Below are 16,572 nucleotides of genomic sequence, written 5' to 3' on the forward strand. Positions count from 1 at the left end.
TAATGTCTCACATGTAAAAACAAAAACCTAACAAACTGAAAAACAAGGATACAGGACTTACCTGTCATAATTCTAGGGCGAAACATACGTTTATATTTGGTTATTATTGTTTTATAAAAATGCATAAATCCTTGTAGCTAGTCCAATCAGAGCGTCTCAATTTTATATCAAAGCGTATCAGTAAAACTCTTTTTTATCTTTTAATTGACTATTTTTAGTTCAACGTAATCAGTTTTGAAAAGAATAACCACCATACTCCTTTTATATATCTTGCTAGCATGTATTAACGTGCAGGCACAATCGATCTATTTTAAAAATTATCAAACCCACGACGGTCTCTCCAATAGCACGGTCAAATGTATTACACAGGATGTTCAGGGTTTTCTATGGTTAGGGACAAGGAATGGTCTCAATCGCTTTGATGGCAATCAATTTAAGATATTTAGACACAATGCTTCAGACTCTACAAGTATCGGAAGTTCGTCCATTTTAAGTATTCTCACAGACAGTAAAGGAGTGCTATGGGTGGGAACCACACGCGGTACCTATTGTTACGATCCCATTAAAGAAAATTTTACAGCATTCAGGGGTGTACCAATCGGTGAAGTAAATGCCATACACGAATACGCCGGTTTTATCTGGTTACTTTCGAACGGAAAACTTTATCGCTATAATTCTTATACAACAGAAATAATTCCATTTGATCAGAACAAAAATACCATTGTAGCGATTACCAGCAGCAAAAAAGGCGGGTTGTGGACAACGGACAATAACAGTACCATACAACGGTATCAGGTAAATACGAGCAAATTTGTCGAAGTTGACCTTAAAAAGATCGATCGAAAAGCATTGGCAAATACAAAAACCGTTTACGCCATCAATGATTCCCTATTGATGGTCGGGACAATCAATTCGGCTTATTTGTTTGATTTCAAAAACGGCCGGTTAAAAAATCTATTTGCAAGTCATTACCCCAATAAAGTCATCCAGGCAAACTGTATTATTCAACAAACGGAGTCAGTATACTGGATCGGAACAGAAACTGGAATATATACCTATGATATTCACACGGGTCAGAGCCAGCACATCAAAAAAGATCTGCTCAATCCATTTGCTATATCTGACAATGCTGTCCTGAATTTCTATCGGGACCGTGAAGATAATATCTGGTTTGGAACATTTTTCGGCGGCTTTAACCAATACAGCAACCAATTCGACAATTTCAAAAAGTATCTATCCGGATTCGGAAAATCGGCCCTATCAGGCAATATTGTACACGATATCAAAAAAGATCGCTATGGAAATTTCTGGATAGGAACAGAAGATGGCGGCCTGAACAAAATTGATGCTCAAACACAACAGATTCAGCATTTCCTTGCCAATGGAAAAAAGGGAAGTATAGCGCATAACAATGTTCATGGCCTGGCAACAATCGGCGACGATCTTTGGGTAGGCTCTACAACACATGGACTAGACATTCTCGACGTAAAAACCGGAAAACTAAAAAAACACTATGATCGTATCGGCAAAGGCCCCTTACAAAGCAGCTTTGCCGTATGCCTCTATAAGTCTAAAGACAACAGCATGTTTGTCGGGACAGACCGCGCACTATACCGCTACAACAAAAATAGCGACAGTTTTGACCTCCTTCCAATTACCGCATGGATACAAGGCATTTATGAAGATGAATATGGTATACTTTGGATCAACACCTACGGTAGTGGGGTCTACCAATATAACCGCAGTTCGGGAGAAATTCAGCATCTGTTATCCGAACAAGGTAAACAAAATACACTCGTCAATAATTACGTCAACGGTCTATTTGAAGACAGCAAAAATAACTTGTGGTTTTGCACCGAAAGCGGCCTCTCAAAATACCGTCGTGATGGGCGCTTCACCAATTATCTGACCGAATCCGGCTTACCTTCTAATCAGGTATTCAAGGTCCTGGAAGATGACAACAGGAGCATCTGGATATCTACCGGTGGTGGACTGGTCAGACTGGACGAAGGTGTTCCGCGTAGGGTCATCTATACATCGAGAGACGGGCTTCCTGCAGATCAGTTTAATTATAATTCGGCTTACAAAGATAGCGACGGGACTTTATATTTCGGGACGATTAAAGGAATGGTTAGCTTCAACCCTACAAAATCCATTAAGAACAGCTTTATTCCACCTATATTCATCAGCGGCATTCAGATTAACAATGTGAGCGTACCGGTTCGTGAAAATGGCATACTGAAAGAATCCATCTCCCTATCAGAAGAGATCCAACTGACCTACGACAATTCCAATATTAGCTTCAATATCGCCGCCTTGAGCTTTGTTTCCCCAAAGAGCAATCCTTATCGTTATATCATGGAAGGTTACGATAAAGACTGGACCGATATTACAGGCAACCAAAAAATCTATTACAATAAACTTCCTCCGGGCACTTATACGTTTAAGTTTAGAGGTGCAAATAACAACAGCGTCTGGAATCCGGATGAAAAAAAACTGCTCATCATCGTTTCGCCCCCCTGGTGGCAGTCAGGTTGGGCATACTTACTTTATTTTTTGAGCTTCGGCACCATTGCATTGCTCGTATTACGGTATTACTTTCTCCTTATAAAGGCCAACAATGCCCAAAAGATGGATAGTTATGAACGAAAAAAAGAACAGGAAATATATAACCTCAAGCTGGAATTCTTCACCAACCTGGCCCACGAAATTCGTACGCCACTCACGCTGATCAAAATGCCCCTTGAGAAAATAATCAATAACCATAAATTTACCGATCGCGACACAGCCAAAGACCTTGCTCTGATTGAAAAAAACACGGCACGATTAATTCGCCTCACCAACCAATTACTGGATTTTAGAAAAGCAGAAACCAACAATATGAGCCTTATTTTTACTAAAACGGATATTAATGCCCTCCTATCCGAAGTATTTCACGATTTAAATTATCTCGCAAAAGATAAACAGCTGCACTATGACCTCAGTCTCCCGCGTATCAGTCTCACGGCTTATGTGGATGAGGAAGCCCTTCGAAAAATATTTACCAACCTGATTCACAACGCTATCAAATATGCGGATCAAGAAGTCTATGTCAAACTCCTCCCTTTTAATAGCGATGATATTATGTTCAATATCGAGTTTAAGAATGATGGTGAGCTCATTCCCTTTGAGAAAAGGGAAAAAATATTTGAACCATTTTATCGCTTAAATGAATCCGATAAAGATACGGGGACGGGCATTGGCCTTCCTTTATCTCGCTCCCTGGTCGAATTGCACCAAGGAAACTTATCCCTTGTACATCTAGAGGAAAACCGCAATATATTCCTGCTATCGATCCCAATTTTTCAAGAACAATCGCTCGACATCAAATCTTTTCAGGAAGATAACGACGATCATGTATTGAATGATAGATCCGATGAACAGGAGGAAGAAAAGCCGGTGATTCTGCTCGTCGAGGATAATAAAGAAATATTGGCCTACCTCAATAAAGAATTGAAAACCAGCTACACTGTTATACGGGCAGGGAACGGTGCCGAGGCCCTCGAAATATTAGACCAAGAGAATGTACAACTTGTACTAACAGATATTATGATGCCCATTATGGATGGTCTGGCGCTATGCAAACGCATCAAAACAGATATTCTGTATAGCCATATTCCCGTGATTTTTCTGACGGCAAAAAATGCGCTGGATTCAAAAATTCAGGGATTAAAAAATGGTGCCGATGCCTATATCGAAAAACCCTTTTCGCTTGAATTCCTCATGGTACAGATACGCAACATCCTCAAAAACCGTAAAATTATCAAGAATTACCTAACCAATTCTTCCAGCTCCAATTTAATGGATATTAACGTTTCAGCACCCGACAAAGATTTTATCAGTCAGCTGAATACGGTTATTTATGAGAATATTTCAACGATAGATCTCAATGTGGATGAACTGGCCAAATTGATGCATATGAGCCGTCCAACCCTTTACCGTAAAATCAAAGGACTATCCGACCTCACGCCCAATGAATTGATCAATATTTCACGATTGAAAAAGGCGGCAGAACTACTCACCCAAAAAGAATATAACATCACCCAGGTATCAACGATGGTCGGTTATACCGTACAATCCAATTTTTCAAGGGACTTTCATAAGCACTATGGCATGTCGCCAAGCAGCTATATTCTTGAAAACAGCAAGTGATGAACACCAGTTCTAGTACCAGGAAGAATATTATTCCAATGGCGTAAAAACTGTTCCCGAGATGCCGAAAGAATATAGGCACTTGATAAAGAAAGAAATAGCCCCTAGGTAAAGAAAGAATCGGGGACAAATACAAGGAACTCGAAAATCTTATTGAAAGACGCTAGTGAAGAAAAAAAAACGTAGACGTAGCGGGTTTAGCCTACGTCTACGATAATGGCATGAACTTAATTCTTACTCTTTGGAACAAAGAATGCCGCCAGCAACATAAATATGCCGGCCAACAACAAGCCATAAATGGATTGGCTATGAAAAAAATATTTGATGATCATTCCGCCAAAAAATCCACACACAATCTGAGGTAGGGTAATGAAAAAATTAAATAGCCCCATATAAACTCCCATTTTACCCGTAGGCAAATGATCGCTCAAAATTGCATAAGGCATTGCCAAAATGCTTCCCCAAGCGATACCAATACCGATCATAGGAAGAATCAGTAGATTGGCATCTTTGATCAGAAATAATGAAATTAACGAAAGCCCACCAATGGAAAGCCCAAAAGCATGTGTTTTTCCACGCCCAAAATGTTTAGCTATCCGCGGAATAAACAAGGCATACAAGGCCGAGACTCCATTGTAAATACCAAAAAGCACACCTACCCAATTGGCAGCCTCCATATAGAGATCCTGCCGATTTCCTTCCCGCAGGTAAAAAACCGAATCAGCAATAGCAGGAGTTGTATACACCCACATCATAAAAAGGGCAAACCAGGAGAAAAACTGGACCCAGCCCAATTTGCGCATGATCAATGGCATCTTACCGATATCACTAAAGATAGAACGCAAACCAAACTTTGGTGCCGCATCCTGTTCAATAGCAACCGCATCCGAAAAAGTCTGAAGCTCTGTTGGTGAGTACTCTTTTGTTTTGAACACAGACCATAACACCGTTAGAAGCAGGACAAAACCGCCTACATAAAAGGAGTAGATAACATTACTCGGTACTTGCCCGGCTTCAGAAGTCCCTGCTACATGAAAATACTTCGTCAACATAAAGGGAAGTAGCGAGCCAAGGACAGCGCCAATCCCGATTAAAAAGGTCTGTACCGAGAAGCCCAGACTCCGCTGACTGCTCGGCAGATTATCACCGATCAGCGCCCGAAAAGGCTCCATCGTCACATTGATGGAAGCATCCATAAACATCAATAAGCCTGCACCGATCCAAAGTGGCGCCAATAATGTTGTCAATAATGCCGCATTGGGCATTAAAAATAAAGTCAGGGTAGTCAACAGTGCCCCCACCAAAATATAAGGTCGCCGCCGGCCCAATCTATTCCAGGTTCGATCGCTATAATGGCCTATAATTGGCTGTACAATCATCCCTGTAATCGGAGCTGCAAGCCAAAAAAGTGAAAGATGCTCCACATCAGCACCAAATGTTTGGAGAATACGGGAGGCGTTGCCATTTTGCAGAGCAAAACCCATTTGTATCCCCAGAAATCCAAAACTCATATTGATGACCTGGCTAATGCTTAATTCAGGTTTATTTCCCATAATAGGCTATCAAAATTTAAGACAAAATACAATTTAATTACCATTTAACCCCTATTTTCAGCAGCATAAGATAGGTTCTTTCACTACTGAAAACTAGGGTTTATCTCAGCTGAAGCACCTGTTTTTTGCTTTGCCCAGGCAGCACGAAAGCTTCGGTTGCCGTCTGGATATGGACTGCAGTATCACTGACATTTTCGATCGTATAGCCATCGGCATCTACTGCAATCAGTAAAGTCGCTCCACGAAATAACACCCGGAATTTATATCCTTCCCATTCTTTGGGCAACATCGGATTTAAATACAATTGTCCGCCCTTAATCCGCATTCCTGCAAAGCCCTCTACGATTGTCATCCAGGTACCCGCCATAGACGTAATATGTAAACCGTCTTCGGTATCGTTATTGTAATCGTCCAGATCCAAACGTGAGGTGCGCAGATAGAATTCATACGCTTTTTCCGGCTTGTTCAATTTAGCGGCCAATATCGCATGTACGCAGGGAGAGAGCGAACTTTCATGCACCGTAAAAGGCTCATAGAATTCATAATGTCGACCTAGGGTCTCCAGGTCAAATTGATCCTCAAGGAAGTAAAAACCTTGCAATACATCGGCCTGTTTGATATAACAGGAACGCAGAATCCTATCCCAACTCCAATGCTGGTTAATAGGGCGATGCGATGGATCAAGTTCTGCCACAGGAATCAGCTCTTTGTCCAAAAAGCCATCTTGCTGCAAATACACATTCCGTTGCGCATCAAAAGGATAATACATGTTATCGACAATGTGCTGCCATTTTTGTTGTTCTCCCGATGCTACGGCCAACTTCGCTTTCAGTACGTCAGCATTCCCGTCGCTCAGCTGAGCCAGCTTTTTTAAACAGTCCAGTGTATATTGCAGACACCATGAAGCAATACGATTGGTGTACCAGTTATTGTTTACGTTGTTTTCATACTCGTTTGGTCCCGTCACGCCCAACATAACATATTGCTGGCGATCGGCACTCCAATTGACACGCTGTGCCCAGAAACGGCTTATCGCAACCAAAACCTCCAATCCATGTGACCAGATATAATCCTGATCTCCGGTGTAACGGACATAATTATAGATCGCAAATGCTATAGCTCCATTGCGATGAATTTCCTCAAATGTAATCTCCCATTCATTATGGCATTCCTCACCATTAATCGTAACCATGGGATAGAGTGCAGCGCCCCGGTTAAAGCCGAGTTTAGCGGCGTTTTCGATTGCCTTTTCCAATTGCTGATGACGATAAATCAACAAATTACGGGCAATCTTTGGTGACTGTGTTGCGAGATAAAATGGAATACAATATGCTTCGGTATCCCAATACGTAACACCACCATATTTTTCACCTGTAAAACCTTTAGGACCAATATTGAGGCGCTCATCTTCGCCGGTATACGTCTGGTTAAGCTGGAAAATATTATAGCGTATTGCCTGCTGCGCTGCGACATCACCACTAATTTCAATATCACTTTCTGCCCAGATCGCTTGCCAGGCTGCTGCCTGTTGAGCCTTTAACTGCTCATAACTCAGCCCATTCAATTGGTGTAGATTAACCGAAGCAGCCTCTTTTAGCTGAGCCGGCAGGTGATTCTGCGAGGTGACAATGGCAACGCGCTTCTCAACACGACAAATTTGAGATTCGGCAAGATCCGTCTGATAGATCTCTGTCATACAGCCCGGACTTGCAACGGTATCTTGCACTTCCACGACCGCTGTTGGACCAGTTACGCTCGTTGTAAGCATGGCATAGACTTCAAACCCCGTTTTCTTAGTGCGCGCTACCACAAAGGTATTTTCACCATCCCTACCCTGCGCTGTACTTTCCCAAAATTGCTCGTCATAGTTACTATCACGGTTAACGACTTCAGCATTTAACTGCGACCTGATCTCCAATGCAATTGGACCAGAAAGCGCCTGGATGTTGTACTGCAATGAAGCTGTTTCGGAAGCAAACAGATGATACATCCGGCTTGCTTCTACCTTAAGCTGTGCTCCGTCTGGCATTTCCACGATAAAACTGCGGTACAAAACGCCATGCTGCATATCCAGTCGGCGCTCAAAAGATTTGACCGTAACTTTGTTCAGATCCAGCACCTGCCCATTGACCAAAATATGCAGGCCTATCCAATCGATGGAATTGATGACCTTGGCGAAATATTCCGGATACCCATTTTTCCACCAGCCTACGCGTGTTTTGTCCGGATAATAAATACCGGCCAAATACGACCCTTGCAAGGATTTCCCGCTGAATTCTTCTTCAAAATTAGCCCTCTGCCCCATCCGACCATTACCAATAGCGAAGATACTTTCCGAAAATTCATTATGTTCGGGGCGAAATGTATCTTCGATAATTTGCCAAGGGTTATGTTTGATATATGTTTTCATCTTTTTATTTTTTTCACTGCATGCTCGGAATCGAAGGCAAATAAATGATTGCCCTATTTACCGATACCATCTACAGCATGCTTTCCGCTATTGAATTTCTCCTAAATTTTAAAATTTATCGACTAAGGTCCCTAAATCCGCTACGACCAAATCCGCTCCCTTTAGATGTTCCTCCAGGCCTACACCTATTACCTGCATACCGGCTGCCCGTGCTGCATCTATTCCAGCCTGCGCATCTTCCAGCACCAGGCAGTGGGCCGGCACAATCTCCAGAACCTTGGCCCCCTTAAGGAAAACTTCCGGGTTGGGTTTAGAAAGCTGCACTACATTCCCATCGATCAGCGCATCGAAATAGGGTATAATTCCGGTTTTTTCAAGGATACCCATTGCATTCTTGCTGGCCGAACCAAGTCCAATCTTAATTCCCTTTTCCTGTAGCTTTTTTAAAAGTTCCAAACTACCCGAAAGCAAGTGGTCAGGACTCAGCTGTTCAATCAACTCCAGGTACCATTGGTTTTTAAGCACCAGTAAATCCGCTTTTTCAGCTTCGGACTTTTCCACCCCGGCCCATTTTAAAATAAGCTCCAGGGATTCGATCCGGCTGACACCTTTCAGCTGCTCATTGTCAACAATGGAAAACGAATAGCCCAAGTCTTCGGCCAATCTATGCCAAGCTTGAAAATGGTAGATTGCCGTATCCACCAACACACCGTCCAAATCAAATATTACGGCTTTTACAGTAGTATAATTAATCATTGAAAAATGAATTCTATAGAATTTTAAATTGTATTAAAACTTAAGCTCCAACACTTTAGTCTCATAAGCTTCCAGTTTCAAGGTATTGTCAGCTGGAGTGGTTTCCTGTTTTTGGATAATATCAACATAGGATCTGACCCTGCTGTTTCTTTCCTTAAAACGATCCAGTTTGATCTCTTTCGTCGAATCATTGCAATTCATCACGACCATAACCGTCTGTTGCTCGTTGTAGCGGAAATACACATACACACCATCTTCGGGCACATACTGCATCGTTTTACCAGTTTGTAATACAGCATGTTGTTTACGATAATTGGCTAGCGTTTGAACAAAAGTCCACATATCCTGCTCTGCCTTAGTCCTTCCGACTGCGGTAAACTTGTTCAGTTTGTCACCCGCGAAACCACCCTGAAAGTCTTCCCGTAGCAAGCCATCTGGATTTGAGAAATTCTTCATCAGAATTTCCGCCCCATAGTACAATTGTGGGATGCCCCTTGTTGTCATAAGCCAAGCCATTGCCGATTTATATTTCTGCACATTTTCACCGACAACGGAGAAAAAACGATCTTTATCGTGGTTATCCAAAAAAAGCACATTTTGCTCGGGACGTGGGTACAGAAAGTCTGAAGCGAGCGTTGAATACAATTTATTGGCTCCGGCTGTCCATTCTGTCTTTTGGTTGAGTGCATCACCTATGGCATAATTAAGCTGAAAATCCGTGACACCCATCAGCTTGGAATCGACATCCTGGCCAACTCGTTTTCCACCCAGAAAATAGGCCTGGTTCCCCACACCATGTACCCATGTTTCACCAAAAAAGGTGAATTTTGGATACTCCTGCAGAATGCGATCTGTCCATTTGGCCATAAAATCAAGATCATTGTACGGATAGGTATCAATTCGGAATCCATCTATTGCCGCAGTCTCTATCCACCAGATATGGCTTTGGGTCAGATAATTTTGAACGTATGGGTTTTGTTCGTTCATATCGGGCATTGTGGGAACAAACCAGCCTTTGACCATTTTCTTTTTGTCATCTGCCGAGGCATAAGGATCAAAAACTGTCTGGTCTTTGTAAGATGTCTGCGTATAGGTAGGCCATTCATTGAGCCAGTCGGCCATCGGTTTGTCTTTTACCGTCCAATGATAACTTCCGATATGATTGGGCACCACATCAAAAATCAGTTTCATCTGACGTTTATGCAGCTGTTCACCCAATTGGACATAGGTATCGTTGCTACCAAAACGGGGATCAATATGATAGGTTTCGGTGTTGGCATAACCATGATATGAAGCCTGGGGCATGTCATTGGTCAACACAGGAGTCAACCACAATGATGTCACCCCAAGATCTTGTAGGTAATCCAGCTTTCCGATAATACCTTCCAGATCACCGCCATGACGCAGATACATCGAGTCTCGGTTTAAACTCATATCCAACATGCCTTTCACCTGATCATTTCCTTTGTTTCCATTGGCAAAACGATCGGGCATAATCAGGTAGATCAAATCAGCACTGTTCACACCCTGTGCTTTTACTTCTTGATCCCTTTGCTTCAACTCATAACGATAGGTTAGTTTTTTCTTTCCTTGGCTAAAGGTAAAAGTTGACCATCCTGGTTTGGCGGAAGCAGCCACCTTGACATCCAAAAACAGGTAGTTGGGATTTTCTACGCGATTGACTTTGACAAGTTCTATCCCTTTGTCCTCCACCTGTACCTCGCTTTTCCCTATCTGAGGTCCATACACAACAAGCTGCAAGGTCGGATTTTCCATTCCTACCCACCAGTTTAAAGGTTCTACGCGTTGGATGGATTGCCCCATTAGGGGGCTCCATCCAAGCACCGTTAGTGCCACGAATACTGTGGTAATCTTTTTATTTCGTTTAAACATCGTTTTTTATTTCTTCGTCAACGTATATGTATTTGCATTGAAATCCACGACGATATCATACGTACCGGCATTGGCAACCGCGATATTGGCCCCGCCGGCAATCAGACTGCCGTTAGCTCCGCCGAAATTCGTTCCCCAATCGTGGTTTTTACGGAATTTGATCTCGCCTGCAGTCAAGCTCACTGTGAGCTTCCATACCTGATTGGCATTGTCGAATTTCATATCCGTATCGGCATCCCAGCCCTTAGGCGTGGCACTACCAATAATGCCCCAATTGTGATCTTTAAATGAAATGGTATTTGCTGTCGTATTGACTTCTATTTCCAGATTTCCTGCACGGGGAGCCTTTATATTTCCACCGCCATTAAAAGCGAGTTTACCATCTGCAGCCTGTCCATAGGAATTTGCCCAATTGCGCTCTGTCGTTATCTTAAATTCCGAATTCGTTTCCGGAAAGGAGATAATGCCCGTATAGATGCCGTTGCTTGTTGGGGAGACTATCGATTCAGCAGTGGCCGGATCCCATCCCTGATAAGCTCCCGGAACATACAAATAGCTGGTCGAAGCAAAAGGGATTGCTTTAAGACTAGCTAACGCAGAAAACACCACCGTAATTTTAGTATTGATACTCGACTTGAGGCGTACATCAAAGTCCGAAGCCGTTCCCGTCGGAACACCAAGAGAAAGTAAATAGCTGTTCAATTCATAGCCTGTAAATCCAAGGCTTGTCCGACCGTTGGGAATGACAACTTCTTTTACTGTTTTAAAATTGTCTCCTTTAAGTGCAAACTGCAGGACGTTGGTTACTGCGGCCTGAAAACCAAAGTCAGGCTGAATCATATTGAGGTGCAGTACCGTATCCTTTGCGTTATCTTTTGACAAGGTTACATTCGTTTTATCGAGGCTTAAAGTTGCAGGCTTTATGCTCTCCCCGCTAGCCAATATAGCGCGCGTCTCGTCTTTTTTACAACTTTGGAACGCCACTATAAATAGCAGCATGATTCCGATATAGTGTCTAATTTTCATCTGTTTAATTTTTGTTTTCAATAGCTGATGAAAGCCCAGGTAACTGACCATTCGCCAATGCGTCGAACAATATGTATTGCCCGGTTTCATCTGTCAACAATTGTCTTATTACAGGTAAGGCTACATTGACCGGAAGAGACTCGCCGTTCTTCCTGTCCGATGCTGATTAATTATAGCCTGGATTCTGTACAAGATTGGAGTTCGCAATAATATCCGAAGCAGGAAGTGGGAACAGCGTCCTATACCCGGCAACTGCCTGACCTGCAAGCACACCACCTTTAAAAGGCCAGAGGTAATTATCACCCGTAAATTTGCCATAGCGGATTAAATCCGAACGTCTAAATCCTTCCCAGTATAATTCTTTCACACGCTCATTGAGAATATCATCCAAAGAAAGATTCGTTAAGTTCCCACTGTTGTTTCCATAGGCACGTACACGCAGTTTATTGACATAGTCCAGTGCTTTGGCCAAGCTGCCGCCAGAGCCGCCACGCAGGGTAGCCTCAGCATAGATCAAGTTCATCTCTGCCAAACGGATCAACGGGAAATCCACCGAAGCAACGAAACCTTCAGCTGCCGGAGGAGCAGTTTTTCCGTCCTTGTTCACATTGCGGAATTTGGTAACCGCCAGCCCTTGCTTATAGACAGCGATATCTTCAATTTTCACGCTTGTATTTAAGTGAAACATTGCCCTCTTGTCCGTTGCTCCAGTGTAGTCACCGAAAATCGTTGCGATATTGTCACGTGTCCGATTTCCGGCCCAACCGCCGCCGGGTACACCGAAAGAAGTGGGATCCATGGTTGCGTCAATAGCTGCATTGATCAGATAAGTTGTACCACCCTTGCTCTGTGTTTTGGTACCATCATAAGGCAGATAGAAAATAAATTCGGGGTTGTTCACATCATTATCCGCGTAGAAGAGCTCCCGATAATTTATCCCCAAACTATAGCCCGAGTTCAGTACTTTTTCTGCGTATGTAATCGCTTCGGTATATTTCTTATTACCAGCACCCAGGTAAACTTCTGCGTTGAGGTATAAACGAGCTAACAGCCCCCATGCCGCAACTTGATCTACACGACCATATACATTCTGTTTGGCACCTTTTAGCTGGCCTGCAACTTCCAACAGCTCTTTCTCTACATAAGCAAAAAGTTCAGGTCGTTTGATCTGGGGCGGCGATACTTTTCCGACAGGAGTTTCTTCGGTTACAAATGGTGGATTTCCAAACAAATCAAGCAGCACCCAATAATTATAAGCACGTAAGAATCTTGCTTCGGCACGATAATAAGCGATTTCTTTTTTATCGGCATCTGAAATACCGCGTTCGGCCAATTTAGCATCTGTACTTTCTCTTAAAAATTCATTGACAAGTGTGGCACTATAGACACAGCGGGTATAAAGACCGCGCAGCATGGGATTGCTATCGTCAAAATCGAGGTAATCCAGTCCGCTAATCCCCGAATCATTGAGCCAGGCACAGGCGGCCTCATCGGTCGTAAGTTCCTGTGCGTTCCAAAAGAGGCGTAAAAAATCCGATGTACCGGCATCCAATCCTCCCAGATCAGAGTTATTCGGCCCCGATGTACTGGTTAAGGTCAATGATCCATATAATCTTGCGAAAGATGAGGTATAGCCTTTAAAATCTTTATAGGCCACATCTGCAGTTACGTCGTTGGTCGGTTTTAGATCCAAATCCTTATGGCAGCTGCTCAGTGCTATAGCCAGCAAGCATACACCTATATATTTATTTAATTTTTTCATTGTTATATCGTTTAAAAACTCACATTTACACCCAATACATAAGTCCTTGGCCTCGGATAAAAGCGATCGTCTATACCGTTAGATATCTCGGGGTCAACACCTTTATAATTGGTGATCGTAAATACATTTTGTACAGTTGCAGAAATCGACATTGAAGCCTTACTATTCCGGATAAATTTTCCAAGGTTATAACTCAGGTTCACATTATCCATTTTCAAAAACGAAGCGTTCTTGATGTAGTAATCACTTCTTAGCTGTTTGAGCAGAAAATTGGTATTAAAAAAATCCACGGGTGCATTATTGATCACCAAAACAGCCTGATCGTTGATATTTGCCCCGCTTCCCAAATTAGAGGAAACATTGTCGTAGACATAATTATCCAGATTTGTGCGCAATACCGTTGTTGCCGACCATTTTTTGTAGCTGTATGCCGCTGTAAAACCCAAAAGATATTTCGGTAACGGTGATTTATACAGATAGCGATCGTTATCGCTGATAACGCCATCTCCATTACGGTCAACATAGACACCTTCGACAGGATGCCCCTGTTCATCATATACCTGTTGGAAAACATTGAAACTGTTTGGCATGAAATTAACCTTATGCGCCTGGATATTTCCGCCTGTACCACCACGGATACCACCTGTCTCTACAATAAAGTTTGGATCATCACTCTGTGTCAGATTGGTTACTTTACTCTTATTATAAGTTAGGTTAAAACCGATGTCCAAGGTCGAATTATCTGTTTTTAGTGGGACGAAGTGTACATTAAACTCCAGCCCCTGGTTTTCCATGTTACCCACGTTGGTCAATAGGAAATTGCTAAAGTTAGAGCCTACAGGAACGGGAATCGTGCTGAGCAGGTCTTTGGTCTTTTTCGAGTAATAATCCACGCTACCATAGACCCGATTGTTGCTAAAGCCAAAATCAACTCCGGCATTATAGGTTGTTGTATTTTCCCAACGAATGTCTTTATCGTAGGCCACAGGTGAATTTAAATAGTAGTATTCATCACCAAAGCGATACATCGACTCGTTGCCGCTGATGGTATAATTAGGCAGATAAGAATAGTTGGCGATGCCATCTTGCTGCCCGGTTTTTCCATAACTTAGACGGAGCTTCAGTTCGGATACTGCAGCTATATCTTTTAAAAAGCCTTCATTTTTGGCGCGCCAGGTAAATCCGACAGAAGGAAAATATCCCCAACGGTTATCAGGACTAAAACGTGAAGAACCATCCGACCGCAAGGTTCCCGACAGAACATACCGATTGTCATAGGTATAAATCAGACGCCCATAATAAGAGATCAACAGATTTTCGGGTTTATCAAAAGGTCGCGTTGGCTCATTTAGGATCTTATCACCTTCCGCATTTGTACGGTTAAAATTATAAACCTTACTGCTATTTTTATAGTAGCCATAGCCCAATGTCGCGTCTATCGTACTTTTGATTGTAGGTAATTCCTTATCATACTTTAAATAAAACTCCAGCGTTTTATTGTTGATATCGGTTTTATACTGGGTTCTTTCACCCCCTTCATTAAAATTACGTGCAGCTATCGCAGGTGTAAATGTGTTCCCTTTCGAACGCGCCAGATCGTATCCAACGTTTAAGTTGGCATGCAGCTCCGGCAGGAAATGAAAACTATAATCCACCTTTGCATTTCCGATACTTCTAAACACATCACCATTATCTTTGCGTAAATCCAACAAGGCTAAAGGATTTCGTGGTGCATTGGGATTAGGTTTCCCCCCCTGAATCCACTCATAATACCCGCCAAAACTATTTTTATCATCCACGTAGACAGGTTGAGTCGGGTCGAACTGAATGGCAGCTCCGATTGCGTCTTGCGTCGCAAATTTCGATTTTGACCAGGTACCACGGACATTTACATCCAATGAAAGATGATTGTCCAGAAATTTTGGCGTTAATGCCAATGCAGCAGTAGTTCGTTTTAAGTTATCATTTTTCAATACCCCATCCTGGTTCATATAGCCCGCAGAGATACGGTAAGGCATATTGCCCGCTTTGGAAGCGATGTTAACGTTATTATCCGTTGTAAATGCATTGCCATAAATCACATCCTGCCAGTCGGTATTTGCTGTTCCCAACAACTTTTTCATGGCATCACTACCATTTGTATTGACATAATCGCGGATTTGATCGGCGTTGAGCAACTTTACTTTATTGGCTACGGTAGCCAATGAATTCTGTGTAGAGAAGTTGATCTGTGTTCCTGAGCGGCTGCCTTTTTTTGTCGTGATCAAAATAACCCCATTCGACGCCCGCGAACCATAGATGGCTGTTGCATTGGCATCTTTCAAGATTGTAAATGTCTCGATATCATTTGGGTTAATCAAACTTAATGGGTTAGCTACCCCAGATACAGAACCACCTGCCAATGGAATTCCATCTACGACAATTAACGGATCGTTACTGGCGTTCAATGAAGCTCCGGTACGAATACGGATTGTGCTTCCTGCGCCCGGCTGCCCCCCACTTGTTGTAATCTGTACGCCTGGAACTTTGCCCATAATGAGTTGCTCTGGCGAGGAGATCTGTCCTTTTTGAAAATCTTTTGCAGATACTGTACTGATTGAACCCGTCAGGTCACTTTTCTTTTGTGTACCATAACCAATCACCACAACCTCTTCCAGTGCACTGGTATTGGATTTAAGGTAAAGGTTTAACGGATGCTGTCCATCGTTGACCTGGATCAAGGTATCCAGGGTCGCGTATCCGACCATACTTACTTTCAGACGTAATTTCCCTGTTTGTAGTCTATCCAAGCTAAAATCCCCATTCGCATTGGTAGACAGTGATTTTTGAATCTCCTCGAAGCGCAGTGTAGCACCGACCAAGGAACTCCCCTTCTGGTCCATTACTCGCCCTTTTAGCGTTGCCTGTTGCGCAAATGCCGAAGCACTTACACCGAGTAGCATGCTCAGAGCCCAAAATGGACGTGATAGCTGTTTGTTCAT

At 42.8% G+C, this 16,572-nt stretch carries 8 protein-coding genes; 1 reads left to right on the plus strand and 7 read right to left on the minus strand.

The genetic code is table 11. From position 1 onward, the window contains the following. Positions 1-234: 234 nt before the first annotated feature. Positions 235-4,191: a hybrid sensor histidine kinase/response regulator transcription factor gene (locus tag HS960_RS13600; RefSeq protein WP_228280333.1), complete on the plus strand. Its 3,957-nt coding sequence runs from the start codon at positions 235-237 to the stop codon at positions 4,189-4,191. Positions 4,192-4,418: 227 nt separating this feature from the next. On the opposite strand, the gene HS960_RS13605 is transcribed toward HS960_RS13600, so the two are convergent. From HS960_RS13605 to HS960_RS13635, 7 genes are all read right to left on the minus strand, one after another. Further along, on the minus strand, positions 4,419-5,744 hold the full coding sequence (locus HS960_RS13605) for an MFS transporter (RefSeq protein ID WP_182332992.1): 1,326 nt from the start codon (positions 5,742-5,744) through the stop codon (positions 4,419-4,421). 100 nt (positions 5,745-5,844) lie between these two features. Next, positions 5,845-8,154, minus strand: a complete 2,310-nt coding sequence (locus HS960_RS13610) for a family 65 glycosyl hydrolase domain-containing protein (RefSeq protein ID WP_182332994.1) — start codon at positions 8,152-8,154, stop codon at positions 5,845-5,847. A 108-nt stretch (positions 8,155-8,262) separates the two neighbouring features. Further along, complete coding sequence (gene pgmB, locus HS960_RS13615; protein WP_182332996.1) at positions 8,263-8,910, minus strand: beta-phosphoglucomutase; 648 nt, start codon at positions 8,908-8,910, stop codon at positions 8,263-8,265. 33 nt (positions 8,911-8,943) lie between these two features. Then, positions 8,944-10,803, minus strand: a complete 1,860-nt coding sequence (locus tag HS960_RS13620) for a glycoside hydrolase family 13 protein (RefSeq protein ID WP_182332998.1) — start codon at positions 10,801-10,803, stop codon at positions 8,944-8,946. Between the two features lie 6 nt (positions 10,804-10,809). Next, positions 10,810-11,829: a SusE domain-containing protein gene (locus HS960_RS13625; protein WP_182333000.1), complete on the minus strand. Its 1,020-nt coding sequence runs from the start codon at positions 11,827-11,829 to the stop codon at positions 10,810-10,812. Between the two features lie 166 nt (positions 11,830-11,995). Next, the gene (locus HS960_RS13630; protein WP_182333002.1) at positions 11,996-13,591 is read right to left on the minus strand and encodes a RagB/SusD family nutrient uptake outer membrane protein; all 1,596 of its coding nucleotides are present in this window, start codon (positions 13,589-13,591) and stop codon (positions 11,996-11,998) included. 11 nt (positions 13,592-13,602) lie between these two features. Further along, positions 13,603-16,572: a SusC/RagA family TonB-linked outer membrane protein gene (locus HS960_RS13635; protein ID WP_182333004.1), complete on the minus strand. Its 2,970-nt coding sequence runs from the start codon at positions 16,570-16,572 to the stop codon at positions 13,603-13,605.

The organism is Sphingobacterium paramultivorum (genome assembly GCF_014109745.1).
In the GTDB taxonomy this organism is placed as follows: domain Bacteria; phylum Bacteroidota; class Bacteroidia; order Sphingobacteriales; family Sphingobacteriaceae; genus Sphingobacterium; species Sphingobacterium paramultivorum.